This window comes from Nocardia sp. NPDC005745 (assembly GCF_040630775.1).
Classification (GTDB): domain Bacteria; phylum Actinomycetota; class Actinomycetes; order Mycobacteriales; family Mycobacteriaceae; genus Nocardia.
The window spans coordinates 217,554-243,335 of record NZ_JBEXYF010000003.1 but is presented as its reverse complement, the minus strand read 5'-3'; the positions used below and the strand labels follow the sequence as shown (position 1 = coordinate 243,335).

Annotated in this window: 22 protein-coding genes and 1 tRNA gene; 9 read left to right on the top strand and 14 right to left on the bottom strand. The window is 68.8% G+C overall.

The genetic code is table 11. The features are described 5' to 3' along the window. Entirely contained in the window at positions 1-600 is a 600-nt protein-coding gene (locus ABZ420_RS05460) for a toll/interleukin-1 receptor domain-containing protein (RefSeq protein WP_357117320.1), read from the bottom strand. Between the two features lie 605 nt (positions 601-1,205). After that, positions 1,206-2,456 carry a helix-turn-helix domain-containing protein gene (locus ABZ420_RS05455; RefSeq protein ID WP_357117318.1) on the bottom strand — a complete coding sequence of 417 codons (1,251 nt, stop codon included), beginning with the start codon at positions 2,454-2,456 and terminating at the stop codon, positions 1,206-1,208. Positions 2,457-2,735: 279 nt separating this feature from the next. On the opposite strand from ABZ420_RS05455, the gene ABZ420_RS05450 reads away from it, so the two are divergent. After that, positions 2,736-3,167 (top strand): hypothetical protein, encoded by a 432-nt coding sequence (locus ABZ420_RS05450; RefSeq protein ID WP_357117317.1) that lies wholly within the window; start codon positions 2,736-2,738, stop codon positions 3,165-3,167. 106 nt (positions 3,168-3,273) lie between these two features. On the opposite strand, the gene ABZ420_RS05445 is transcribed toward ABZ420_RS05450, so the two are convergent. The 3 genes from ABZ420_RS05445 to ABZ420_RS05435 all read right to left on the bottom strand — a co-directional run bounded on the left by ABZ420_RS05445 (position 3,274) and on the right by ABZ420_RS05435 (position 5,691). After that, the gene (locus ABZ420_RS05445) at positions 3,274-4,737 is read right to left on the bottom strand and encodes an MDR family MFS transporter (RefSeq protein ID WP_357117316.1); all 1,464 of its coding nucleotides are present in this window, start codon (positions 4,735-4,737) and stop codon (positions 3,274-3,276) included. A 291-nt stretch (positions 4,738-5,028) separates the two neighbouring features. Then, positions 5,029-5,244, bottom strand: a complete 216-nt coding sequence (locus ABZ420_RS05440; protein ID WP_357117314.1) for a hypothetical protein — start codon at positions 5,242-5,244, stop codon at positions 5,029-5,031. 374 nt (positions 5,245-5,618) lie between these two features. Next, positions 5,619-5,691 (bottom strand) — tRNA-Asn (locus ABZ420_RS05435). A 203-nt stretch (positions 5,692-5,894) separates the two neighbouring features. On the opposite strand from ABZ420_RS05435, the gene ABZ420_RS05430 reads away from it, so the two are divergent. Continuing rightward, positions 5,895-6,140 carry a hypothetical protein gene (locus ABZ420_RS05430; RefSeq protein ID WP_040865658.1) on the top strand — a complete coding sequence of 82 codons (246 nt, stop codon included), beginning with the start codon at positions 5,895-5,897 and terminating at the stop codon, positions 6,138-6,140. A 70-nt stretch (positions 6,141-6,210) separates the two neighbouring features. Here the strand turns inward: ABZ420_RS05430 and dnaG are convergent, their stop codons facing one another. The 3 genes from dnaG to ABZ420_RS05415 all read right to left on the bottom strand — a co-directional run bounded on the left by dnaG (position 6,211) and on the right by ABZ420_RS05415 (position 10,207). Then, positions 6,211-8,130 carry a DNA primase gene (gene dnaG / locus ABZ420_RS05425; protein ID WP_357117312.1) on the bottom strand — a complete coding sequence of 640 codons (1,920 nt, stop codon included), beginning with the start codon at positions 8,128-8,130 and terminating at the stop codon, positions 6,211-6,213. A 176-nt stretch (positions 8,131-8,306) separates the two neighbouring features. After that, the gene (locus ABZ420_RS05420) at positions 8,307-9,056 is read right to left on the bottom strand and encodes a Mut7-C RNAse domain-containing protein (protein ID WP_357117310.1); all 750 of its coding nucleotides are present in this window, start codon (positions 9,054-9,056) and stop codon (positions 8,307-8,309) included. Continuing rightward, positions 9,053-10,207 carry an FIST N-terminal domain-containing protein gene (locus ABZ420_RS05415; RefSeq protein ID WP_357117308.1) on the bottom strand — a complete coding sequence of 385 codons (1,155 nt, stop codon included), beginning with the start codon at positions 10,205-10,207 and terminating at the stop codon, positions 9,053-9,055. The genes ABZ420_RS05420 and ABZ420_RS05415 overlap by 4 nt, the downstream gene beginning before the upstream one ends. 2,892 nt (positions 10,208-13,099) lie before the next feature. Between ABZ420_RS05415 and ABZ420_RS05410 the strand changes: the two genes are divergently transcribed. Then, positions 13,100-13,672 carry a hypothetical protein gene (locus ABZ420_RS05410; RefSeq protein WP_357117306.1) on the top strand — a complete coding sequence of 191 codons (573 nt, stop codon included), beginning with the start codon at positions 13,100-13,102 and terminating at the stop codon, positions 13,670-13,672. Between the two features lie 12 nt (positions 13,673-13,684). Here the strand turns inward: ABZ420_RS05410 and ABZ420_RS05405 are convergent, their stop codons facing one another. The 3 genes from ABZ420_RS05405 to ABZ420_RS05395 all read right to left on the bottom strand — a co-directional run bounded on the left by ABZ420_RS05405 (position 13,685) and on the right by ABZ420_RS05395 (position 16,377). Further along, positions 13,685-14,944, bottom strand: a complete 1,260-nt coding sequence (locus ABZ420_RS05405; protein WP_357117304.1) for a deoxyguanosinetriphosphate triphosphohydrolase — start codon at positions 14,942-14,944, stop codon at positions 13,685-13,687. 4 nt (positions 14,945-14,948) lie between these two features. Next, entirely contained in the window at positions 14,949-15,629 is a 681-nt protein-coding gene (locus tag ABZ420_RS05400) for a YdcF family protein (protein ID WP_357117431.1), read from the bottom strand. A 70-nt stretch (positions 15,630-15,699) separates the two neighbouring features. Continuing rightward, positions 15,700-16,377, bottom strand: a complete 678-nt coding sequence (locus ABZ420_RS05395) for an MBL fold metallo-hydrolase (RefSeq protein WP_357117302.1) — start codon at positions 16,375-16,377, stop codon at positions 15,700-15,702. A 30-nt stretch (positions 16,378-16,407) separates the two neighbouring features. Between ABZ420_RS05395 and ABZ420_RS05390 the strand changes: the two genes are divergently transcribed. Next, positions 16,408-18,381: a TPM domain-containing protein gene (locus ABZ420_RS05390; protein ID WP_357117301.1), complete on the top strand. Its 1,974-nt coding sequence runs from the start codon at positions 16,408-16,410 to the stop codon at positions 18,379-18,381. 196 nt (positions 18,382-18,577) lie between these two features. Here ABZ420_RS05390 and ABZ420_RS05385 read toward each other — a convergent pair whose 3' ends face one another. Further along, a complete protein-coding gene (locus tag ABZ420_RS05385; protein ID WP_357117299.1) occupies positions 18,578-19,810 on the bottom strand; it encodes an acyltransferase in 1,233 nt (410 codons plus the stop codon). Between the two features lie 100 nt (positions 19,811-19,910). Between ABZ420_RS05385 and ABZ420_RS05380 the strand changes: the two genes are divergently transcribed. Beyond that, positions 19,911-20,537: a transcriptional regulator gene (locus ABZ420_RS05380; protein ID WP_357117297.1), complete on the top strand. Its 627-nt coding sequence runs from the start codon at positions 19,911-19,913 to the stop codon at positions 20,535-20,537. An 18-nt stretch (positions 20,538-20,555) separates the two neighbouring features. Continuing rightward, a complete protein-coding gene (locus tag ABZ420_RS05375; RefSeq protein ID WP_357117295.1) occupies positions 20,556-20,945 on the top strand; it encodes a DUF1707 domain-containing protein in 390 nt (129 codons plus the stop codon). 48 nt (positions 20,946-20,993) lie between these two features. Here the strand turns inward: ABZ420_RS05375 and ABZ420_RS05370 are convergent, their stop codons facing one another. Next, complete coding sequence (locus ABZ420_RS05370; RefSeq protein ID WP_357117293.1) at positions 20,994-22,385, bottom strand: glycine--tRNA ligase; 1,392 nt, start codon at positions 22,383-22,385, stop codon at positions 20,994-20,996. 195 nt (positions 22,386-22,580) lie between these two features. Here ABZ420_RS05370 and ABZ420_RS05365 point away from each other — a divergent pair, with 195 nt between their 5' ends. The 3 genes from ABZ420_RS05365 to ABZ420_RS05355 all read left to right on the top strand — a co-directional run bounded on the left by ABZ420_RS05365 (position 22,581) and on the right by ABZ420_RS05355 (position 24,462). Then, on the top strand, positions 22,581-22,931 hold the full coding sequence (locus ABZ420_RS05365) for a metalloregulator ArsR/SmtB family transcription factor (RefSeq protein WP_040865632.1): 351 nt from the start codon (positions 22,581-22,583) through the stop codon (positions 22,929-22,931). A gap of 3 nt (positions 22,932-22,934) precedes the next feature. Next, positions 22,935-23,369: a Fur family transcriptional regulator gene (locus ABZ420_RS05360; protein ID WP_357117291.1), complete on the top strand. Its 435-nt coding sequence runs from the start codon at positions 22,935-22,937 to the stop codon at positions 23,367-23,369. A 127-nt stretch (positions 23,370-23,496) separates the two neighbouring features. Beyond that, positions 23,497-24,462: a hypothetical protein gene (locus ABZ420_RS05355; RefSeq protein WP_357117289.1), complete on the top strand. Its 966-nt coding sequence runs from the start codon at positions 23,497-23,499 to the stop codon at positions 24,460-24,462. 325 nt (positions 24,463-24,787) lie between these two features. Here ABZ420_RS05355 and ABZ420_RS05350 read toward each other — a convergent pair whose 3' ends face one another. Continuing rightward, a complete protein-coding gene (locus ABZ420_RS05350) occupies positions 24,788-25,759 on the bottom strand; it encodes a hypothetical protein (RefSeq protein WP_357117287.1) in 972 nt (323 codons plus the stop codon). Positions 25,760-25,782 lie beyond the last annotated feature (23 nt).

The following is a 25,782-nucleotide window of genomic DNA, read 5'->3' as shown; positions in this document are numbered from 1 at the left end:
TCATCTCCTGCCGGGGCCGTCCAGCCTGATGCGCTGGGTCCCGTTCTGATTGGCGTTCACGATGCCGCCTTCACTCGCGATATTGACCTGGTTGTTCTGCGTACCCGGCGCGGCCGCCCGCTGCCGATCGTCAGGCCGGCTTTCGACCTGCGGGGCCAGTCGCCCGAGTAGGCCGCGGACGTCTTCTTCGAGCGTCCGGTAGCGAATTCGCCAGTATTGCGAACCGGATAGGGCGCGAATGTCGTTCGGAAGCTGCTCCGGGCTCGGCAGCGGCGTGTCGTCCAGCACCACGGGAACCACACGTATCCCGCGTTCGAATGCGGTGCGCAACTCCAGCCGCACCCAGTCGCGAGGGTTGTCGATCCGACGACGTCCGCGTGCGTCGCGCGCCTCGAGCCAATGCGGGCCGATCACCGACACCATCGTGTCGCACTCCTGGAGTGCCCGGCGTATCCGGCGTGCGTACAACACGCCCAAGGCCAAGGAATCCTCGTCCCGGAAGACGCGCGCCCTGCCGAGATGGTGGGCCATCTGCTTCGATATCTCGTTGACGGCGTAGACACTGTCGACGATGCGGTAGTTCAAGAATATCTCCGTCAACTGGGGCACTCCTCGAGGACGGTTATCAGCGCAGCACGGCGCGATGGTGAAGATTTATGATGCGGAATAGCGGAGACAGGAATTAAACCGACCAGTTCGTTGTACCCCTCGCGTGACATCCTTCCGGATGTCTCGCGGTCACAAATCTCGTCCTCGACCGAAACACCACGGTTTTCGAATATAAGTCTGCACTCGAACCCGGATCCGGGCGACCGGAACAGCAAACGTTCGGTCATATACCCGACCGGGTGCAGCAAACTACCTCGCCGCGAAAGATTCTGGTTGGTTTATTTCCCTATTATGGTCGACTTCCCGCCGCCGGTGCTCGGCAGTCGACCTCACGCTGAGCCACGTGTCGATGTTTCAGTGTAGGTCGGCGTATTCCTTCCCTCGTCGCCGCGACGCATCGAAGCGGCGTTGTCGTCTAATGGTTGCCCCCGACGTATCCGGTCCGAAGACAGTGCCGCCCAGCGCGATATCGCCTGGACCGTTGGCCCAGGATTTCCTGCCCAGGAACTACGGCTCGCCTCCAGCATCCAGCGGGCAGCCGACCGGCAACAGTGGTTGTCCGTTGCCACTGCGAACGGCAACGGACAACCAGGCGTTCAGCGCCTCGAGAGGGCGGACATGAGAGCCGGTTGGATGTCGTGCAGCGCGGAGTGCCCGCGGTAGCGTCCGATCGTGCGAGCGAACTCGCGCAGATCGGCGCGGATGGTCATCGAGTCGACCGCACTGATGATGTCGAGCAACGGCTCGATCAGTGCACACGCTCGGTCCAGCTCACCGAGCGCGGCGTACACCAATGCCCTTCGGGTGCCGAACCGAGCACGGTCACGGTCCGACTGCTCGAAGTTCTGCGACAACGCACGATCGAAGAGAACGGCGGCTTCCCGGAGGTTGCCGAGGTCGTAGTGGCACCAGGCCTCGATGAGCACAGGCCGTTCATGCAGCGCTGACGGCCCCAGCGCGTTGTCCCCGGTGCGGTGTGCCGCGTCGTAAAGACTCGCGGCTTTGTCCAGCGCTCGCATCGAACCCGAATCGTTCAAGCCGATGGCGTACCCCTGCGCGGCTCCGAGCGCGGCCAGCCAGCGGATCCGAGGATGGACGGCGTGGTCGGCGAGCACTTGTTCGGTAAGGCCGGTCGTCGCGGAGGAATCGCCGCGATACAGGCTCAGCACCGCACGGCGGACGAGTGCGTAGCTGGTCATGTGTGCGTCACTGACGGCAGAGGCGTGCAGGACCGCCTGATCGGTCCACCACAGGGCGCCCCGCTCGTCACCGCACTCTTGCGCCATCCATCCGGCGAACTCCGCGGTACGCGCGGCGTGCAGCAGCAGTCGCTGACGTAGCTCGCCGGTGCTCTGCCGCGCTGCGGTGACCGCGGCATGCGTCTGAGTGACGACCATCGGCAGCACGATGCTCGGGCTGCTGGTCCGGCCGAGCTGTCTCGTCTGCTCGAACATCGCGCTCAGGCCGGGTAAGACGATGGCGGAGCCGGTGAGCACCGGAGGGAACGCGGTCACCGGCGGCGCGTGCGACTCCCCGAGGTGGAATGCACCGGAACCATCCACCTGCAATCGGAGGAGCCACTCGGCCTCCGAATAGATGTCGTCATCGATCTCGGGATCGCCATCCGGTTGCGGTTCCGGCGGAGCGAGCATCAGCAGATCGCCGCCGGCGGACAGGACCGTATCGCAGATGCGCGCCAGCGCCGCGGAGGGCGACTTGTGCCCGTTCTCTATTCTGCTCAGGTGGCTCGTGCTGTAGTGCACGCGTTCGGCGAGCTTCCCCAGGGTCATCTTCTGCTCGACTCGGCGTCTGCGCAGCTCCGGACCGAACTCAGCACTTGCCATCATTACCTCGGATCCGTTGCCTGCCGGGGCGTCTCGTCCACGACGAGATACTCCGACGAACCTGCAACTGCCCCTTCGAGCCGGGGCCGACCGGCTACCACACCCCTTGTTGCTGCGAGTCTACCGTCCACCGCTTCTCGGGGTACGCGAATTCGTTGTCGCACAGCTGATGCGCCGATGCCGCGATTTGTCCGTCGCGGCCGTCCCGCTCCTACTGCCGTACCCTGGCGACTCGGACCGGAATACTGAATTGCTCTCCGCCGGACAAGAATTGGGGACGTAATGGATACGGATCATCGAGTCAAGCACCTCGAGATGTTGCAATCCATCATCGCACGGCTGAGTCAGCAGTCGTTCACGGTGCGCGGATGGTCGGTGACTCTGGTCTCGGTGATCTTCGCGCTGCTCACCGCGCAGGCTCGGCAGGGATCGGGCCTGATACTGCTGGCTTTGGCGCCCACCTGGATCTTCTGGGGTCTCGACGGGTACTACCTGAGCCTGGAACGCCGCTACCGTCAGCTGTTCGCCTCCGTCGCCCAGCAGTTGCGAGACCCGGCAGCGACCGGATTGCTTCCGTTCGACATGACCCCCGTTTCCGGCCGTCCGGCTCGCGATTTCGCGCGAGCGATCGTCACCCCCAGCGTGGCCGCGATCCCCGCGGTGCTGACCGTCCTGATCATCGGCTACCGGATAGTCACGTTCATCAACGACTGAGAGGCGGGCGCGCACGGGGACCTACCCCGTCACACCACCGCTCCCGGCCGCATACGGCGAAGCCCTGGCAGTCGATGCTGCCAGGGCTTCGCCGTGCCGGATTCGCTCAGTGCTTGGCGAGTTCGGGAGTCGCGGTCTCGAATTCGTCGGCTTCCGCAGGAGCGGCGGCCCGGCCCGGCAACAGCACGGCCATGACGATCACGAGCAACGCCAGAGCCGCCGACACGAGGAAGGCCAGGCGCATGCCGTCGAGATGGGCGGTGACGAGATCCGCGCCTTCCGCGGCGCGGGTGGTGGCGTGCGCCGACATCACCGTCACCACCAGTGCGGTGCCGAACGCCGCGGCGACCTGCTGCAAGGTGCCGAGCATGGAGCTGCCGTGCGAGTACAGCTGCTGCGGCAACGCACCGAGACCGAGCGTGAACACCGGGGTGAACGCCGCCGCGAGCGACACCATCAGCAGAATGTGCAGGGCCAGCAGCTGCCAGTACGGCATGGTCATCGAGATCTGAGTGAACCCGGCCAGCGACGCGGCGATCCCGATCGAGCCCGGAATCACCAGCAGGCGCCCGCCGAACCGGTCGAACAGGCGGCCGACCGTCGGTCCGAGCAGGCCCATCGCCAATCCGCCCGGCATCACCAGCAAGCCGGTGGCCAAGGGGCTCAGACCACGCAGGTTCTGCAGGTACAACGGCAGCAGGATCATCGATCCGAGCATCGCCATGAACGCCACCGACATCAGGATCAGCGCCTTGGTGTAGGTGCCCGACAGCAGGACCCGCAGATCCAGCAGCGGCGTGCCGGTGCGCTGCAGGCGCAGCTGACGCCACACGAATCCGGCGATCAGCGCCGAGCCCGCGGCGACGATCAGCGCCGGGCCGGTGAGGTTGCCGCTCTCGAACCGGCTGAGCCCGAACACCAGCCCACCGAACCCGAGCGCCGCCAGCGCCACGCTGGACACGTCGATCTGCCCGGCTTGCGGTTCACCGACGTTCTCCAGCTGACGCAGACCCAGCCAGGCGATGATCCCGGCGATCGGCAGCACCAGCACGAAAAGCCAACGCCACGAACCGATTTGCAGCACCGCTCCGGAGATCACCGGACCCATCGCGGGCGCGACCGAAATAGCCAAGGTGACGTTGCCCATCACCCGGCCCCGGTCCTGTTCGGGCACCACCGTCATCAGCGTGGTCATCAACAGCGGCATCATCACGGCAGTGCCGAACGCCTGAACGACTCGCCCGAGCAGCAGCACCGCGAACGACGGGGCGACCGCCGACAGCGCGGTACCGACCAGGAAGACGCCCATCGCGGCGGCGTAGGCGTGCCGGGTGGACACCCGCTGCAAGAACCAGCCGGTGGTCGGGATGACCGCCGCCATCGTCAGCATGAACGCCGTCGACACCCACTGCGCCGCCCGGTCGGTGATCGCGAGGTCTTCCATCAACCGCGGAATCGCGTTGATCATGATGGTCTCGTTCAGGATCACGACGAAAGTCGCGAGTACCAGCACCCGGATGACGGTCGGTGTCCGCCCTCCCGAGGCGGGAGCGGATAATTCGGCGGACATCGGATACCTCCGGGGCAATGGGTCGTTGACAAGAACATGTGGCCCTGCGGCCGCGTCACCGGATCGGGTGCCGGCGCCACAGCTGTAGAGACGGCGTCGATTGCTCGAACTCATCGGGCGCGGGTCAGTATTCCGGTCGGCACCGACAGAAATCACCCGATTTTCCGGCCGACCCACCTCACACGCCTACCAGAAACCGCTGTTCAGCAGCCGCTCCCACCGGGTGCCGAGACCGAATCGTGAGCCTGGTCACTGCCCGCGAACCACTGGTTCCGGGCTCGCCGCCCGCTCCTACGCCGACCTGCGAACGAAGACCGCGATGTCGTCGAGAGCATCCTCGACTCGCCCGGCGATCTCGGGTTCGTTCGATAATCGGCGCAATGCCGGAACAACACGTTCCTCATCGATTGCCCGATCGATTCGGGCGAGATGCCCGAGAGCGGTGACCGCAGCCGCCCGCACGCCGAAGTCAGGACTATCCACCAACCTCAGCGCACGGTCGGTCACCTACGCGGCATCCGGATCATGCAGTGCCACAGACAGAATCGCCTCGCAAACAGCGGTGCCGTCGCCCGAATCGAGCATCGCCGTCGCCTCGCCCCTGGCGATCCGATCCAGCCTCCGGTAGACGCGGTGAACAAGCCGTCTTGCCATGTGTCCCCCTCGGCGGTGCCGGTCGATTGTCGGCGAACAGAACCGTAGCGACAACTTCGCCTGAGCTGAGCTGCCCCACCCCTCGGACAACAGTGTGCACTCACAGAAGACTCTGCTTGTTCATGTTCGTCGAGCGCCGCACGGCCCACAGTTCGCCGGCTGAAACCTGTTGTTCCCCCCGAAACGGAAAAACCAGGGTCGAACTGATACGTTCGCCCTGGTTACAGCTCCCCCATCTGGACTCGAACCAGAAACCTGCCGATTAACAGTCGGCTGCTCTGCCAATTGAGCTATAGGGGATTGCCCTTGGCTCGTCCGGTTGGTATCGGGCGGGCCGAGGAGAAACTCTAGCGTATCGCTGGGCGGGAGCCCAAATCGTGTCGCTACCTGCGACTTGTCCGGGTGGGCTTGGTGCGGAGCTATCGGGTGTCCGGATCGACAGGCGCGTGGGGCGTCGGGCAGGATGGGGGCGGCGAACTGGCAACTGGGAGGAGCACATCGAGATGCTGCGGTTGATCATCGGCGTGGCGGCCGGGTACGTACTCGGCAGCAAGGCCGGGCGGGCTCGCTACGAACAGATCAGCGCCGCGACCCGCGCGCTGACCGAGAGCCCGGTGACTCGCAAGCTCGTGCTCGTCGGCAGGCAGAAATTGTCGGACAAGCTCAGCACCCGTCCCCGCCTGGAGCCGATGGAGCCGCTCGACGAGCGGACCACCGTGCTGGTGCCGCACGACCAGCTCCGCCGCTGACCTGCCGCACACCAGACCTCCCCGCGCTGCGCGAGGAATCCGCGCGTACCTGCACCGACGCGGCCGGACGCTAGGCTCCGGTGGCGAAGTCCCCGTGGCTGCCCATCGCCTGGGTGAGCAGGCTCTTGCGGTACTGCTCCAGGGCGACGAGGTCGCCGAAGAGGGCGAAGTAGGCGTCCGGCTGTTCGGTCGAGGAGACCCGCTGGAGCTTGGACTTCAGCTCGGCGATCTGCCTGCCGACCCAGGCCTCCTGGGTGCGCGCCAGGACACCGGCGACGAAGCGCGGGATGTCGGCTTCCGTTTTCACCGGTAGCGGCTCGTTGGCCAGCTCCGAGAGCAGGGCGCGCACGGTCAGATCGTCGGTGCGGTCGGCGACGGCATTGACCCACTCGGCGCCGCCCAGCCCGATCGCCGTACCGCCCGCCTCGGCGATCAGGGCGCGCAGGACGGCGTAGGCGGGATGAGTGAAGGCTTCGGCCTCGAGCGCGTCGAAACCGGCTCCGGCCATCGCCGGGTACTGCAACGCGGCGGCCAGCACCTGGCGTTGCGGCAAGAGCGTGGGATCGTTCGGATTCGGCCGTGCGGCAGGATGTTCGGCGACCACTTCGCGCGGCGCGGGCGCCCGCCCGACGCCTGCGGTGCCGCCGCCGTTGCGGTGCCGCTTGGCTTCCTCGCCGACGCGGCGCACCACGGTCTGGATGTCGTCCCAGCCGACCCAGCCCGCGAGTTTGGTGGCGTAGGCCTTGCGCAGGGCGTTGTCCTTGATCTGCGCGACCACCGGCACCGCGCGGCGCAGCGCCTCCACCTGGCCCTCGGCGGTGTCCAAGTTGTGGTCGGCGAGCAGGCCGCGAATCACGAACTCGTACAGCGGGGTTCGGCGGGCGACCAGGTCGCGCACGGCGGCGTCGCCGGAGTGCTGCCGCAGCTCGCACGGGTCCTGTCCGTCCGGGGCGATCGCGATGTAGGTCTGACCGGCCAGCTTCTGATCACCTCCGAAGGCTTTCAGGGCCGCCGCTTGGCCCGCCGCGTCGCCGTCGAAGGTGTAGATGATCTCGCCGCGCCAGAAATTGTCGTCCATCATCAAGCGGCGCAGCAGGGCGAGATGCTCGTCACCGAACGCCGTGCCGCACGAGGCGACGGCGGTCTTGACCCCGGCCAGGTGCATCGCCATGACGTCGGTGTAGCCCTCGACCACGACCGCCTGGTGGCCCTTGGCGATCTCGCGCTTGGCCAGGTCCAGGCCGAACAGGACCTGAGATTTCTTGTACAGCACCGTTTCCGGCGTGTTGATGTACTTGCCGGGCATGGTGTCGTCGTCGAAGAGCTTGCGGGCACCGAACCCGATGACATCGCCGGACAGGTTCCGGATCGGCCACAGCAACCGCCGGTGGAACCGGTCGATCGGGCCGCGCTGACCCTGCCGGGACAGTCCGGCCGCCTCCAGCTCCTTGAAGTCGAAGCCCTTGCGAAGCAGGTGCTTGGTGAGGGTGTCCCATCCGGCGGGGGCGTAGCCGCAGCCGAAGGTGTGCGCGGCCGCGGCGTCGAAATTGCGCTCGGTGAGATACTGGCGCGCGGCCTCGGCTCCCGGCTCGCGCAGCTGGGCGACGTAGAACTCGTGCGCGGCCGCGTTCGCCGCGACCAGCCGGGACCGGGTGCCCCGGTCGCGCTGCACCGAGGTACCGCCACCCTCGTAGTTGATCTGGTAACCGATCCGGTCGGCCAATTGCTCGACGGACTCGACGAACCCGACATGCTCGATCTTCTGCATGAAGGCGAACACGTCGCCGCCCTCGCCGCAGCCGAAGCAGTGGAACAGTCCGTGATTGGGCCGCACGTGGAACGACGGCGACTTCTCGTCGTGGAACGGGCACAGGCCCTTCATGGAGTCCGCACCGGCGCGCTTGAGCGCGACGTACTCCCCCACCACGTCTTCGATCCGGACGCGTTCGCGTATTGCCGCGATATCGCGATCTGGAAGTCGTCCGGCCACGGGAGAGAGTCTAGGCGAACGCGAGGCCGACGCGCCCGGGCGGCTCCGCACAGCGAGTTCCGGTCGAACCTGCCGACGAGCGCGTGACCGGGCGGGCCACGGCGGCTCGGGCCGAGGCGGTGTCCGGCCTTCGATGGAGTCATCGCGTGGTCGAACCCGAATCGCTCGCGCGAGTGTCAGGAGCGGTCGAGCTCCGCGCGGATCGCCCCGATCATCTCGGCCAGTCGTGCCTGGTGGGAGCCCTGCCAGTAGATCCGGCCGCAGTCGCGGCACCGCCGGAAGGTGTCGTAGTAACGACGGGTGAGCGGTTGCAGCCGATTCTCGACCTCGGCTTTGGCGACTTCGTCGACGACGCCGCCGCAGCGCAGGCAGCGGGTGAACGGATTCAGGCGCGCGACGAGGTCGAGCCGCCGGATCACCTCGACGACCTGGTCAACCGGCCGATCCGACCGGATGTAGACGCCGTGTGTGACGTTGCGGCGCTTCAACAGGCCGCGGTCGCGGGTGAGCAGGATCCGGTGCTCGGCCGCCGAGAGCTCGGCGAGTTCGGCATCCGCGGCCTCCCACCGGCAGTGCACGTCCAAGCCCATCAGCCGCATCAGCTTGGCGAGGCCGCCGAGATTCACGTCCGCGAGGAACCGCGGCTCGCGCAACGGGTGCGGGCGAACCCTGGTCACGCGGCCGATGTCGAGCGTCTCGAAGACGGGATACGCGGTGACCCGCCCACCGGGACGTGGGTGATGGTCGAAGTGCACCGGTTGTCCGTCGACCAGGACCAGGTCTACCTCGGTGTGCGGGACGCCCGCGGCCTCGATGACGTCCTTGACGGTCTGATGCGGGCGGTAGGGCCGCCGCAGCACGGTGTACCGCTCGCCGGGCCGCAGGAAGTCGTTCAGCTCGGCGTAGACCCGCAGGTCGACGCTCATTCGACGAACAGCGCCATCGACGCCGTGAATCCGTGCAGCGCGTTGCGGCCCGCGATGGGCCCGATCTCGCCGGCGGCGAAGAATCCCGCGAGCGGGATGCCGTCGAGCAGGTCCTCGATCGTCGTGGCGTCGTGATCCGCGACCCCGAACATCCGCCTGCCGCGTCCGTTGCAGGTGAACAGCAGCGCACCGGCCGGACGCCCGGGAAGATCGGTGCGCGCCCGCGCCAGGGCCGCACGCAGGTCCTGGTCGGCGCCGATCGCGTCGCGGACCTGGAATTGGACGGTCGTGCCGACCTCCACGACGTCGCCCACCTCGATCGCCCCGCTGGACGGATCGGCGCCCAGCAGGCCGCGGATCAGGAAGTCGCCCTGACCGGGCTCGGCGAGATGCTCGTCGACGACGAATCCGATCTGGAGGCCGCGCGCGAGCTGTTCCTGCTGGGCGAGCGGCAGCAGGGCCACGATCTCGCGCAACCGCTCGATCGGGGGCAGGCCGCCGAGCCCGGTGATCACCGTGCCGTCCGCGCCGGTGACGGTGTAGGGGTAGCCGATCGGCCTGCAGCCCTGGGACACGATCGGCACGCTGCGCAGGCCGGGAAGGCGCACCCCGACCGCGCCCGAGGTCACCACGGTGTGGTCTCGGAACAGACGGCTTCCTTCCGGGCCCCGTCCGCCGCTGACCAACCCGCCCATCACGACGGTGCCGGGCAGATCCGTGTTCACGTACTCCAGCAGGAGATCGGCCGGGAACGAGTAGGGGTCGGGCAGCAGCAGGTGGAAGTCGCGGGCGGCCTTGTCGAAGCGGTAACCGGCGAGCAACCCGCCGCTCGCCGTACGGAGGAAGTCCAGCTGGAAAGTCTCGGCGGCGGGCAGGCCGGAGGCCAGCCACACCACCACCGCGGGCTCGTCCTCGATCTCGCGACGACCCGCCACGATGGCCTGGGCCACGCATCCGACCAGCGCGGGCACCCGGACCGTCCGGTGGACGCCGTACAGCACCTCCACGGCGTCGTCGGTGTGGACGCGGGAGGCGAGCAGCACAGCGACCGACGGCGCTTCGCCCGCGAGCTGGTCGCGGGCGCGCGCTGCGGCTTCCCGGCCCGCTCGCCGCGCTTCGGACGCGGTGGAGAGCCCTACTCCGATCCGCACTCTTCCATGGTAGCCAACTGGAAGCTGTAACGAATACCTCTGCCGCACAAGGCAGTTCATCGGGACGATGAACAGCACCCGGGCCAGATGGCGGCGAGCGTGAGTCGACCGCCCGGCCCTTCGGCATCGAGAGCAGGGATGCGGGCAGGTTGCGATTCGATAGCTGTTCGGCCGCTCGCGACCCATCATCGATCTTCCCAGCCCCGAGAGGTCCGGCCGGTCTGAGCGACAATGACGCGATCACAGTTTGCTTTACGGTCACGCGAGATCAGCATGTCGGCGCACCGCGGCACGACCTGATGAGGACAAGCGGGAGACATCGTGAGTCAGCCGTCGCGGATCGACACGGGCGAACTGCGGGCGATGGTATCGACACTGGAGCGGCTCATCGCCGATGCCTCCCGGACGGTCGGCGCGTTGAAAGCAGCCATCGCGTCCGCCGAGGCGCAGCTCAGCGACCAACTCGACCATGCGAGCGCACTGTCTGTCCCGGTAGCGGAGTCCCTGGCTCCGGAGTCGACACCCGAAGCATCGGCCGCGCCCGAGCGGCAGGCGATGCCCACCCCGTGGGCCCGAAGAGCCTCGGCGTCGACGCCGTGGTCGAGGCGGGTCGTCCGACCGTGCCCGACGACGCCGAGTGCGCCGGTTCGGGTACCGGCGCCCGGCGATGCGGCGGCAGAAGTGCCCGCGCCTTCACGGCCACCGGCCGCCGCGCGCTACTCGGAATTCGACCCCGCGGCTCGTCTGACGGATACCGTTGACGACCCGATATCCGTCCGGAGCACGGATGTCGCGCACAGCCCTCCCTCCGCCCCGCAGGCCATCACCGTCGATTCGGCGCTGATCCAGAGGCCGGGCCGCGCAGAGCGCTCCGCCCCCGTGCCACGAGCCGACGCCGTGTCCTTCGGCCGGACGAATGCCGTTGACGACTCCACAGCGATCGCGCCAACCGGAGCTGCATCCGCCCCGCCGGTCGGGAACCGCACCCCGGGCTTCCGGCAGGCGAACAGGACCGACGATCCGGCCGGGCGCCCGCAGATCGATGTGGCGGTGCAGAAGCCGCCATCGGTCCCGAAGATAGATTTCTCGCACCACCCTGAGCCCCTTCCCCCGTCCGCGACTACGCACCATCGCGAATCAACCCCGCGAGCAGACAGCGCCGACGGTTTCACGCCTCGCCGACACGTCGACATCCCAGACGACTCGACACCGCTACCGACCCCGGCAGACCCGGCGCCCGGCCCGCCACCGATTCGACAGACCGATCTCGCTGACGCCTCCGCCTCGGCCTATACCGACTCCTCGGACATCCTCGAGCTCGACACCACGTCCGAGACCGAGACGGCGCCGCCCCTCGAGTTCGCCCAGGACGAACCCATACGGCAGACCATCGACGCGCACCCGGCCCCCGCTACGGATTCAGCTGGGACGTCCGCACCGCAGCGAGATATCGCTTCTGACCCTGACTCCGCGTCGACACCGGACATCGCGCCCGCCCGTGAGCCCGCATCCACACCAGACAATGCGCCGACCCCTGATTCCACATTCACACCGGACAACGCACCCACCCCTGACTCCACACCCACACCAGAGCACGCACCCACCCCTGAGCTCGAGTCCGCACCCGCCCTCGCACCACCCGCACCCGCGGAACAAACGACAGACGCGGACCTTCTCCGCCAGATCGACATGCCCGAGGACCTCGGACCCGTCCCGGCGGACGGCGGACAATGTTCCTCCATCGACAGCGGAGACGTCGGGGACATCGAGACGAGCGGAACTCCGTATCCTCCGTCGACCGCCCAGCAGAGCGACTCCACTATCGGCTCCCCCGACGCCCCAGCGTCCGAGATGGCGGGCGAGTCCACCCATTTCCGAAGAAACGACGCCCCCGCCCGGTCGACCGACGCCGCCACCCGGAGCGATCTGCCGAATGGTTGCCCAACCCCCGCCGCACCCAGCCTGCCGATCGAGACCGCGGAGCCGCTCGCCCGTAGGCAGCCGACGACCAGCGCACAGGACGCGGAAGGGACGGCCGCTGCCGAGGATTCGACCTCAGCACCGGAGACCGATGCCGCGCGCCACTCCGCTCATATCCACCCGACCGGCGTGGCGGATCCCAGGGCGGCCGATCCGCGAACAGTCTCCACGCCCATCCTGCGGACGGACCCCGGTGACGAACCTCTATCGCGCGGACGAACCGAGACCACCCCCGCCGCTCTCCCATGGCTCGACACACTGCGCTTTTCCTGGATCGACGCCGCGCGCGGCGCACAAGTCACCCCGCCGAGTGCTGAACCCTCGGTGCACCGCAGGGACCCCGGGCCGCATCCGCCGACCGACGACGCCAGCGACCGCACCCCGGCCCAGCGAACCGACAGTGCATCCATGGAACAAATCGGCCACCGGTCTTCTCCGGAGCCCATCGTGCGGGCCGACGACATCACACCGGGGCAGTCCGGCAGCACACACGACATCGAAGCCAACCGGAAGACCGGCCGCACGACTCGGCAGGCAACCGGCCGTCGGACTGATTCGCCCGACCGCACGGACGCGGCCGGACTCAGCCGACGAACCGACGCCCCGCGACCGCCTGCACCGATCGAAGACACCGCTACAGCGCACCGGGCCGGACATGCTCAGCGGACGACCACCGCCGACGGCTCCGCCGCTGTCGACCCTGCTCGGGAAGGGACACGGCCGCCCCAGGGCCGCGAGGCCGTCCCGCCGATCGCCGGCACCGGTGCTCCTGCCCAACGGACCGGCGACGCCGCGGCCGCCCGGAGAAAAAATCCCGCACATGTCGAGCGGAGCAACGCCACACCACGCCCCGCCGTCGCGGAGCGGACCGAGACCGCTGACGGGCCCGAGGCGCTTCGGATCGTCCGGGAGATGTCGGCGCGGCATGGGGTGGAAGTCGTCGGGTTCGACGCGGCGGACGTGGACGTTCAGGTGGTCCGTGAGATCGCGTCCGCCATCGATGAGTTGCTCGCGAAATACCCGCTGCCGCTGCGGGGCGTCGAGCTGACCGACGGCGCGGAATCTCGCCCGAGGCCGGATCGCACGCCGACGGCGAAGCAGTCGACGGAGTCCGCGATCTGGATCGTCCTGGACCGGGCTGCCCTGAATCCGCCGCGGGCGGCGCCGGTGGAGACGCGAAGAGTGTTTCGTAGACGTGGGCCCGCCGAGCGGCCGGTGTACAAGGCGGTCGTCCGCGAATTCGCGGGGGCATTGGACCTGGCGGGTGGCTTCCGGGCTCGGCAAGAAGCGTTGCGGACGTTGATCAACGAGTCCCTGCGCGGCGGCGGGGGTGGTGCCGGGCTGCTGGATCCCGGCCGGGCCTTGGTCGACGGCTTCACCGAGGTGGTCCTGCGGGGAGAGCGAGCGGGGGCGTCGGCCAAGGAGTTGCACGCGGCGCTGGTCAAGATGGCTCGAGCGGAGTCCACCGACGGCCTGTCGGCATGACGCCGCCCCGGTCTAGACGTTCAGTTCCACCGCGACCCGTTCCAGGCGGCTTTCGGTGTAGGAGGCGATCTGGTCCACAACGACGCGCACGCGAGCGGTGTCGTCGGTCGCGGCGTTCCAGAACGGCAGCAGCAGCGGATCGAGGCTGTGTGGGGCGGTGGCCAGCAAACGATCGGCCACGGCGAGGATGCGTTCGCGCTGCGCGGCCTGCCGTAACCGGTGCGCCGGGTCGGACATGACGTAACGCAACGCGACGGTCTTCAGCAAAGCCACCTCGGCGGCGACGATGCGCGGTACTTGCAGGTCCGCCGCGTAGCGGGACACCGGTTCCGGACCGGCCACCTCCCTCGTCGCCATGATCGCCGCGGTGGCGAAACGGCCGACGAGCTCGCTGGTCAGGCGCTTCAGCGCCACCGAGGCGGTGAACGTGCCGTCGTATGCGGTCACCGCCGCGACCACCGGGAGTTCCGACAGTCGTTGGGCGGCGGCGATCAACTCGTCGGCGGCCAGCGAGTGCTGGAACTGGCCGAGCGCCGCCAGCGCGTCCTGTTCGGCCGGGTCGGCCAGCGCGCGCAGGTCGATTCGGCCCGCGATCACGCCGTCCTCGACGTCGTGCACCGAGTAGGCGACGTCGTCGGACCAGTCCATGATCTGGCATTCGAGGCTGCGGCACCGGTCCGGCGCTCCCTTGCGGATCCATTCCAGACGCTCGGTGTCGACCTCGTAGGCGCCGAACTTGGTGCCGGGACCCGTTCGGCCCCAGGGGTATTTGATCGCGGCGTCGAGCGCGGCGCGGGTGAGGTTGAGGCCCGCGCTGGCACCGTCGAGTTCGAGCACTTTCGGTTCGAGGCGGGTGAGGATGCGCAGGTTCTGCGCGTTGCCTTCGAACCCGCCGAACGCGTCGGCGAAGGTGTCGAGGGCTTTCTCGCCGTTGTGGCCGTAGGGCGGATGGCCGATGTCGTGGGCGAGACCGGCCAGGTCCACCAGGTCCGGATCGCAGCCGAGTCCGTCGGCGATGCTGCGGCCGATCTGGGCGACTTCCAGCGAGTGGGTGAGCCGGGTGCGCGGGGTGTCGGCCTCACGCGGACCCATGACCTGCGTTTTGTCGGCCAGCCTGCGCAACGCCGCGGAGTGCAGCACGCGGGCCCGGTCGCGCGCGAATTCGGTCCGGTGGCCGATCTCGAACTCATCGCGCGGCGGGCCGAGCCCCGCGGTCTTGGCGCGCTCGACGACGAGGCGTTCGGTGTCGTGGTCGGTGTACCGGGCGCTCAAGGTCTCACTGTCCCGCCGTGTAGGAGAAGTCCGCTGCGAAGTGGGTGAGCTGATACCAGAGCAGGGCGCCGGTCTCCCGGGCGATGCCGTGCGCCTGGGATTCGCGGGTGTAGACGGCGGGACCGGTTCTGGTCGGCGCGGTCCACGCCGACAGACCTTCGTCCCTGGCCATGGTGCGGGTGCGCAGCGAGTGCCAGGGATCGCTGACCAGCACCGCCGACGACATATCCCGCGCCCGCATCGCCGTCGCCACCGCTTCGATGCTGCGCAGGGTGTCGGACCCGGTCTCGACGGCGAGGATCTTGTCGCCCGGCACCCCGCGCGCCTGCAAATAGTTCTTGCCCGAGGCGGCCTCGGTGAACAGATCGCCCTCCTGCTTGCCGCCCACGGTGATGACGCGCGGCGCGACACCGGCGCGGAACAGCTTGTACGCCTGATCCAGTCGCGCTTCGAACACCGAGGACGGGGTCCCGGAGTACTGTGCCGCGCCGAGCACGACGATCGCGTCGGCCTTCGTGTAGTCATCGACGCGCGCGACCTGCCACACGCGGAAAGCGGTCCCGCCGACCAGCACCGCGCCCATCACCACCGACCCGATGACCAGCCGCCGCGTCCAGCGCAGCAACCCGGCGCCGAAGCCGTGCGGCCGGGCAGGGTCGGGAGCCGGGAGAGCCCGGGTGCGCATCGTTGGCAAATCCACTCCCCAAGTCTGCCAGGAGCGGCGCCGACCCCGGACCGGCAATCACCAGTGCCGGTTACCAGCCCCGCGCTCGCCAATCCGGAAGACTGGGGCGCTCGGCGCCGAGGGTGGTGTCGTCGCCGTGGCCGGGGTAGACGACGGTGTCGTCGGGGTAGCGATCGAAGAGTTTGGCCGAGACATCGGTGAACAGGGACGTGAAGTCTTCCGGGGCGGTGGTACGCCCGACGCCGCCGGGGAACAGCGAGTCCCCGGTGAACAGGTGGGTGCGTCCCGCCCCGTCGGTGAGCGCGAGGGTGATCGAGCCCGGCGTGTGCCCACGCAGGTGGATGACTTCGAAGACCAGGTCGCCGATCGTGAGGGTATCGCCCTCGTCGAGCAGCCGGTCGGGGCGGACCGGCAGCGGGTCGGCGTCGAGCGGATGCGCCGCGGTGGGCGCTCCGGTGGCGGCGGTGACCTCCCGCAGCGCCATCCAGTGGTCACGATGCTGATGGGTGGTGACGATCAGCCGCACCTGCCCCGGCGCCTCCTGCTCGATGAGCGCCGCGATGCGCGGCGCACCGTTGGCCGCGTCGATGAGCAGGGCTGCGCCGGTGCCGGTGCATTGCACCAGGTAGCAGTTGTTGTCCATGCCGCCGACGGACATCTTGACGATGCGGGCGCCGGGCACGTCGCGCTGCTGCGGATCGGAATCCGGGGACACGTGGCCGCTGTAGGAGCGATCGATGGTGATCACGAAACGATGCTAGCGAGCTAGATTCGTGCCATGTCACTGCCGCCGCGGATCGGCCTCCTCCGCTTGCTCGCGACCAGCGTCCTGTTGGCCGCGATCGCCCTGCTCGGCGTTCCGGAGAGCGCGGCGGAACCGCCGTCGCGGATGAGCACCTACGTGGAGGATTCCGCAGGCGCGCTGGACCAAGGGCAGCTCGATCGGGTGCGCGGTGCGGTGGACCAGCTCTACGCCGACCAGCAGATCCGGTTGTGGGTGGTGTACGTACGCGGCTTCGACGGGCTCGATCCGCAGAAGTGGGCCCAGCGCACGGCTTCGATCTCCGGGTTCGGCGGGCGCGACCTGCTCCTCGCGGTCGCCACCGAGGACCGCGCGTACTGGCTGGAGGGTGAACTGCCCGGCGGCGTCAGCGATTCCGAACTCGACAGCATGCTGATCGGGGAGGTCGAGCCCGCCCTGCGCGACGGGCGGTGGGCCGACGCGGGGATCGCGACGGCCGACGGGCTGGACGCGGCCATGCGCGGCGGCGGGGTGAGCGTGCGCGCCTTGCTCGTCATCGCTGCGCTGGTGATTCTGGTGGCGGCGGGCCTCGTCTGGTACGCGCGCAAACGGCGTCGTGACCGAGCCGAGGCCGAGCTGGCGGCGGCGCGGCAACTGGATCCGGAGAACACGACGGCGCTGGCCGCGCTGCCGCTGGAAGCCCTGCACGCCCGCTCCCGCGAGACGCTGGTGGAGATCGACAACGCGATCCGCACCAGCGGCGAGGAACTCGAACTCGCCACCGGAGAGTTCGGCGCCACCGCCACCACGCCCTTCCGCATCGCGCTCGACAACGCGAAAGCCGCTGCCGCCGAGGCCTTCGCGATCCGGCAGCGCCTCGACGACGCGATCCCGGAGACCCCCGAAGAACAGCGTTCGCTGCTGGTCGAGCTGATCGGCGCGGTGGGGCGCGCCGACCGCGAACTCGACGCGCAGGTAGCCGAATTCGACGCCATGCGTGATCTGCTGCTCGACGCCGCGGGCCGGCTGGACGCGCTGACCCGGGACATCGTCGACGTCACCGCCCGGGCGCCCGGCTCGGAAGCCGAGCTCAACCGGCTCGCCGCCACCCATCCGGCCGGTGTCCTCGCGCCGATCGCGGACAACGTGCGGATGGCGCGGGAGCGCATCGCGTTCGCGGAGCGCAACATCGACGCGGGCCGGTCGGCGCTCGCCGAGCCGGTCGGCGAGCAAGGCGGCGCGGTGGCCGCCATTCGTTCCGCCGAAGCCGCGATCGGGCAGGCCCGCGCGCTGCTCGACGCGGTCGACAACGCCTCGAGCGCCATCCAGCAGGCCCGCGACGGCCTACCGGCTGTGCTGGACGAGCTGCGCCGCGACCTCACCTCCGCCGCTGAACTCTCCGCCTACGGTGGGCCGGAGCTGGCGGATGCCCGCACCGCGGCGCAGTCCGCGCTGGAAAAGGCGACGTCCACGGCGGACACCGATCCGCTCAGCGCCTTCCACGACGCGGTCACCGCCGACGCTGATCTCGACCGCGCCCTCGCCGCCGCCACCGACCGCAAACTCGCCGTCGAGGATCTGCGGCGCAGGCTCGACGGCGCACTCGGCGACGCCAGGGCCCGGATCGGCGCGGCCGCCGACTACGTGACCACTCGGCGCGGCGGCATCGATGCCGAAGCGCGCACCCGCCTCTCCGAAGCACAGCGCAACCTCGACGAGGCGCTGCGGGTGGGCGCGAGCGATCCGGCCCGGGCACTGCGGCACGCGCAGGCGGCGGCGGATCTGGCCGGGCGCGCCCTCCAGGCGGCTCAGGCCAGTGTTCGGGCATGGGAGGCGCGGCAGGCCCCCGCCGGTGGCGCGCAGGCGGGGGCGGTGCTCGGCGGCATCCTGCTCGAAGGATTGCTGCGCGGGGCGGCCGGTGGCGCGCGGCACTCCGGAGGCGGCTGGAGCCCGGGCTCGTTCGGTGGTTCGTCCGGCTCCCGGCGGATCGGTCGCGGCGGAAGATTCTGATCACCGCTCGACCCTGACCTGTCGACGCCGTCGGCGGTTATCGCTTCCACCAGGCGGGACAGATCGGCTCGATCGCATCGTCGCGTACGAGGATCTCGTGTTCACTTCGGAACAGGTGCAGGATCCTCGAGGAGCGGGGCTGCGCGTGCGCGGCATGCTGATGCTCCGCCGCACCGAACCGAGTGGACACGCCGGATCAGCGGGCGCCGACCGCCGCCAAGGCGGTCAGCTCCGCCCGCACCGCCTCGGGCAGGCCCTCGGCGTGCGCGCCGCCGCCGAGCACACCGACGGCCAACTCGCCTGCGAAGGTGTAGGCGAGGAAGGTGACCGCGGCCGACGCGCCCGCGGACGGGCGGGGATGCGCCGAGACGTAGACGATCTCGTAATCGGTGAACTCGAGGCCGGGGGGCATGCGGAACGCCGGGACGACGCCGGTGTTGGTCACCGCGATGTGCCCGGCCAGCGAATGGATCCTGTTCACGCCGTAGTAATCCGGGAAGTGCAGCACGGACTGCTGCACGACGCCGTCGGCCAGGTCACGCGTCAGGCGGGCCGAAATGCGCTGTGCCAGTTCGAGCGGGTTGGCCGCGGGATCCACCTCCGCCGCGAAGGAAGCCAGACCGGCCATGTTGGTGCCCGCCGGCGCGGCCACCGGCGGCTCCAGCCGGGTACGCAGGTCGACGGGATACAGACAGCCCGAATGTGCCGCGCCGCCCACTGTCTCCCGCGCATGAGCGCGTAGCAGAGCGGCGGTGAGCAAGCCGTTCACCGTCACTCCTGCTCTGCGTCCGAGTTCGACGATCCGGGCGGTGGCCTCCCGGTTCAGCCGCACACGTACCGGACGGGCGAGCGTGCTCGGCGCCGGTGGCGCGCTGTCGGGCGGCAGCTCCCGCGCCTGCGGCGGAAGCGGCTTGGTCACGTCCTCGAAGCCGGATGTCGTGGTCCTGGTGATGCCGCGCGCCGCGACATGCCACTCCAATGATTGCGGAATCCCCTGTGGTGCGAACTCTATGGATTGCCGTTCGGTGATGCCGGTATAGCAGTCCCAGAGTCGCGACAACAGCTCGACGCAGTGGCCTGCGTCGGCGACGCTGTGGTGCGCGAACAGCGTGATCCGCCATTCGTCCGCGCCCGAGCCGACGACGTCCAGATAGGCCAATTGCGCCGCCGGATCCACCGCGGGAACGTCGAGCACCGCCACGTCACCCTCGCGCACGGAGACCGGGGTCCACGCCGCCTCGTCCGCGGCGAGCAGATAACCCTGTCCCGCGGCGTCTTCCACGATTCTGCAACCGATCACCGGATACCCGCGCCGCAACGTCGCGAATGCCTCCCGCAGCGCCGTCACGTCGAGCGCTCCCCGCACCGACACCGACCGGCCCGTGTAGGTGCCATGCCGGACGAACCGCTGCTCCGACGGCGCCAGCATCCGAACCAGAGAATCCTCATCCCACAACACATCGCAAGGGTGCGGCACCACCGCCACGGGTGCAAACCGACCGGGCGGACGGATGCGGAAGACTACCGGTATGAGTCTCGCGGCGCGTTTGGAGATCCTCGGCCTGTCCTCGGTGGAGGAACAGCTCAACCATCCCACCGTGGTGGGTATCGCCGAGGGCACCCTGCCCGAACCGGTCTTCCGGTCCTGGCTGGAGCAGGATTTCCTCTTCCTGCTCGACTACGTGCGGGTGTTCGCCCGCCTGGCGTGGCAAGCTCCGCAGGCTCATCTGGGCGACCTGGTCGACTTGGCGCACGCCACCTACCACGAGGAGCTGTCGCTGCACCGCTCGCTGGCCGCCGAGTTCGGCGCGGATCTCGACGGCGCCACCAAAGGCGCGCCGTGCGCGGCGTACACCGCGTTCCTCCTGGACTCCGCCGCGTCCTACGGTGCGGGCCTCGCCGCCCTCTACCCGTGCATGTGGGGGTACTCCACGCTGGGCGGGCGGCTGGCACAGCACCCGCCCGCCGAACCGCGCTACCGCCGCTGGGTCGACACCTACGCCGATCCGGGCTTCGCCGCGCTGACCCGCCGCTGCGCGCAGATGATCGATGAATCCGGAGTCGACCCGGCCCGCGCGGAGGAGCTGTTCCGCGAAGGATTGCGGCACGAACTGGCGTTCTGGGACGTTCCGCTGAATCCATCCGGGCACGGATGAGTGACCTACGCTGGCAACGTGAGTCAGGACCACGTGCGGGCATCCGACGCCGATCGCGAGAAGATCGTCGACCGATTGCGTCAGGCGATGAACGAGGGCAGGCTGTCGCTGCCCGAATTCGACGAACGGTTGCAACAGGTGTATGCCGCCAAGACCTATGGCGAACTGACGCCGTTGCTGTCCGACCTTCCCGCGCAACGGGAATCGCGGCCTGCGCGGGCGACCGGCATCCCGCAGTGGATCACGATCATGTGGACGCCGTGGGTGTTCGTCAACGTGCTGTGCGTGGTGATCTATCTGGCCACCGGCGCGGGCTACCTCTGGCCGTTCTGGGTAGCGGTGCCGTGGGGGCTCGCGCTGCTGATACCCACCACGATCGGCATGGTCACCCGCAAGAAGAGCCGCTGAACGCCGGCGCCCCGTGGCCCGTCACGACCACGGGGCGCCACGGCGGACTCAGGCTCCGATCAGGTGCTGGGCCAGGTAGCCCTCCACCTTGTCCAGCGCGATGCGCTCCTGGGTCATCGTGTCGCGCTCACGGATGGTCACCGCTTGGTCCTCGAGCGTCTCGAAGTCGACGGTGATGCAGAACGGCGTGCCGATCTCGTCCTGGCGGCGGTAGCGGCGGCCGATCGCGCCCGCGTCGTCGAACTCGACGTTCCAGTTCTTGCGCAGTTGCGCGGCCAGGTCTTTCGCCTTCGGCGTGAGGTCGGCGTTGCGCGAGAGCGGCAGCACCGCCGCCTTCACCGGCGCGAGGCGGCGATCCAGGCGCAGCACCGTGCGGGTGTCCACGCCGCCCTTGGCGTTGGGCGCCTCGTCCTCGGCGTAGGCGTCGACCAGGAACGCCATCAGCGAGCGGGTGAGGCCCGCCGCGGGCTCGATGACGTACGGGACGTAGCGCTCGTTGGTGGTCTGGTCGAAGAAGCTCAGCTCGGTTCCGGAGTGCTCCGAGTGCGTCTTGAGGTCGAAGTCGGTGCGGTTGGCGATGCCCTCCAGTTCACCCCACTCGTTGCCCTGGAAGCCGAAGCGGTACTCGATGTCGGTGGTGCCCGCCGAGTAGTGCGAGAGCTTGTCCTTCGGGTGCTCGAACAGCCGCAGGTTCTCCGCGGCGATGCCGAGGCCGGTGTACCAGGAGAACCGCGTCTCGATCCAGTACTTGTGCCACTCCACGTCCTCGCCCGGCTTGACGAAGTACTCCATCTCCATCTGCTCGAACTCGCGGGTGCGGAAGATGAAGTTGCCCGGCGTGATCTCGTTGCGGAAGCTCTTGCCGATCTGCGCGATGCCGAACGGCGGCTTCTTGCGCGCGGTCGTCATCACGTTGGCGAAGTTCACGAAGATGCCCTGGGCGGTTTCCGGGCGCAGGTAGTGCAGGCCCTCCTCGGACTCGATCGGGCCGAGGTAGGTCTTGAGCATCATGTTGAAGTCGCGCGGCTCGGTCCAGCGGCCGACGGTGCCGCAGTTCGGGCACGCGATGAGTTCCATCGAGACCGTGTCCGGATCATCGATCTTGTTCTTGAGCGCGTACGCCTCCTGCAGGTGGTCCTGCCGGAAGCGGTGATGGCAGTTCAGGCACTCGACCAGCGGGTCGTTGAACACGCCCACGTGACCGGAGGCGACCCACACCTGGCGGGGCAGGATCACCGAGGAGTCGAGACCGACGACGTCCTCGCGGCCGGTGACCATGGCGCGCCACCACTGCTTCTTGATGTTCTCCTTGAGTTCGACGCCCAGCGGCCCGTAATCCCATGCCGACTTGGTGCCTCCGTAGATCTCACCGCACGGGTACACCAGACCCCGGCGCTTGGCGAGGTTGGCAACGGTGTCCACCTTCGACTTGGGTGCCACGCGAGAATTCTCCATCCACTGCGAGTCGGAATTTTGCATTGCATGAACACGATAGTTTTGTGTCGATGCTGCGATTGTGCCCAGCCTATCGGCAGGCCCGGTGCCGGTTTCAACCGCACGGTTCGGCGCGCCCGTTTGACATGCGCACCTGTGCATACGCAAACTGGTAATGCTTTCCATTAAGGAGTTGGTGACATGACCGCCGAGACCGCCCCGGCACCGCCGCACAACCCGTATCGGTCGCCCGGCCCGGCACCGGTACCCGCACGATCCGTGCTGGAGGACGCGGGTGAGTTGTTGCGGGCGCTGGCAGCGCCGGTTCGGATTGCTATCGTGCTCCAGTTGCGCGAGTCACCGCGATGTGTGCACGAATTGGTCGACGCGCTCGGTGTCACGCAACCACTGGTCAGTCAGCATCTGCGTATCCTCAAGGCCGCCGGTGTCGTGCACGGTGAGCGTTCGGGTCGCGAGGTGCTCTACGAACTCGTCGACGACCATCTGGCGCACATCGTCGTCGACGCCGTCGCGCACGCCGAGGAAGGGTGATTCGTGCCAGACAACACGACCGTTCCACAGAAGCCGGTCGGTATCCGCAGCACCAGGCAGCGCAGCGCCATCGCCGCGCTGCTCGGTGACATCGATGAGTTCCGCTCCGCCCAGGACCTGCACGACGAGTTGCGCAAGCGCGGCGAGGGCATCGGGCTGACCACGGTCTACCGGACGTTGCAGTCGCTGGCCGACGCGGGCATGGTCGACGTGCTGCGCACCGACTCCGGCGAGTCGGTCTACCGCCAGTGCTCCACCGGCCATCATCACCACCTGGTGTGCCGGCATTGCGGCCACACCGTGGAGGTGGAGGGCCCGACGGTGGAGGCATGGGCCGAGGCCATCGCGAGTCAGCACGGCTTCAGCGAGATCAGCCACACTCTCGAGGTGTTCGGCACCTGCACGACATGCGGGACGGCGCGCCGACGCGACGGCTGATCCACCCGATTCCCGGCGTGTCCGGTTAACGCGGCTTCCACCAGCGGAGATTCACCGGCGAGTTCCTCGAACGCCCGGGCCGAGCCGTGCCCGAAACGGAGGATCCGCCATCTGCTGGGGAGGCAGCGTGTCAACGACCATCGACTCATCCATCCGCCCGGTGCGCCGCCGGGCCGTGACCGTCGCCGGGGCCGCGCTCGTCGTGGTCTCGGCGATGCTCCTCTCGGCGTGCGAGGACAAGGACGGCACGCCGGTGGCCGCCTCCCCGACGCCCACGTCCGTGGTCGCGGGCCGGCCGGGCTCCGACAGCGGGCAGTCGACCGTCCGCACCGTCGGCAAGACCGGCTGGTACGACGGCTTCGCAATCACCGTGGACAAGGCGACCGTCGTGCCCGACGAATACGGCGGTGCGAAGGTGCGCATCGACATCACCTACAAGAACACCACCCTCGACGACCACACCCTGAGCATCACGCCGTCGCTGCTGGTCGGCAGGGAAGTGGACGGCGGGGCGATCTTCGACAGCCCGGCGGTGCCCGGCAACGGCTCGGCAACGGGCACCGCGACGACGTCCGTCGCGTCGGCCAAGGACGCCGAGCACCTCATCGACACGATGACCATCGTGTACGGCAAGGCCGCGGACAACCAGACCAAGATCCCGCTCGCCGCGGCGGGCAAGGTGGACAGCGTCCAGCCGAGGACATTGCCGATCAGCGGCACGCTGGTGCAGGACCAGACGACCATCCGGATCACCGGCGGCAGAATCAGCCCCAGCTACACCGAGAACGAGAACGGCAAATCCGATCTGGCGCTGCGCATCACGCTCGTCGGCGGAGCGGGCATCCCCGCGGGCGGGACGAACATCTACTACGACTACTTCACCGTCCGGACCCCCGACGGCCGGACGGTGGCCGCCGACATCCGCGGCCCGATCAACGAGTTGCTCAACGCCGACGAGACCATCGACAACCCGAAGAACTACGTCGTCTTCGTGGTGCCCTCCCCCGGCACCGGCCCCTACACGCTGACGTACAACGCTCAGAAGGAAGAGGGCGCGGCCGGCGCGCCCACACTGTCGTTCACGGTGGGCTGATCCGGTCGCCCGCCGCCTTTTCGGCGGACCGTTCCCGCGCCCCTCGAGAATCCCGAGGTGCAGTGGGGCAGCTGCGCCGAGACCAAGCGTCCGAGCCGAGCGCATTCACTTGCCGAAGGATTGCCGCAGCGCGAGAGAGGCGATGGGGACAACGACGTGTCACGGGCAACGCCGCAGTGAAAATACCTCGGGACCGCCCGGCCAGCCGCTACGGTCCGAGTTGGGTCAAGGCGCCCACCCCCTGCGGGTGCCCACCCACCCGGGGGGTGGATACTCTCCACCCCCCGGGGCCCCAGGCGCGTGCGCCTCCGCGCCTGTGCTCGGTTCAGCCGACCGGGACCGCGGCCCGAGCCGACGCAGACGTCCGGGCCGGGCGACCGCGCAGCGCGGCCACTCCGAGCAGTGCGAGCGCCAGCGCGCTCCAGACCAGCAGCACCACCAGCGGTCCGGTCGCGGCCGCGCCGTCGAAGAACGCGACCGAACGCAGCAACGACGCGGCGGCGCCCGGCGGCAGCAACTGCCCGACGGCGCCCCACGGCTGCGGCAACAGTTCCGGCGCCGACGTGGCCGCCGAGAACGGATTGCCGATCAGCAGCATGGTGAGCGCGGCGATACCGATTCCGGCACGTCCGAGCACCGCGGCGAGGCCGACGACCGCACCGGCGACCGCGAACGACACCAGCCCTGCGACCGCCGCGAGCACCGGGTACGACCCGGGCACCACCGACATCCAGCCCTGGATGATCGCCATCCCGAGCAGTCCACCCGCGACACCGAAGGTGGCCAGCCCGATCACCTTGCCTCCGATTCCCGGGATCAGCAGTGACAGGAGCACGCCCGCCGCGATGCCGGACATCACCAGCGGCAGCACCATCGCACCGAACGCGGTGCCACGCGGATCGTCCGAATCGGCGGCCACCACGTCCTCGACCCGGGCGGCGGGTGCGCCGGAGAGCTGCTGCCCGATCTGGGTGAGTTGCTGTGCGACAGCGGGACTGGCGCCGGAGGCGACCAGCACGCGCGGCGGTCCGTCGCCGGTGACGATCGCCCCGTAGACCTCCCGGTCCTCGATCGCGGCGCGGGCGGCGGCCTCGTCCGCGGGGGTGGTGATCTCGAAGGCGCCCGGGCTGTGCTCGGCGAGCTTCCCGGTGACCATCGCGGCCTGCGGACCGGTGACGGCCAGCGGCAGGTCACGAGGCGCGATGTTCGCGGCCGGCCAGGCGAAAGCGATCAGCATCAGCGCTTGGAGCAGAGCGGCGCCGATGCCCAGCGCGAACGCCCGCTGCGTGGTGTTCATGACCTTCTCCCTAAAAATCGAAT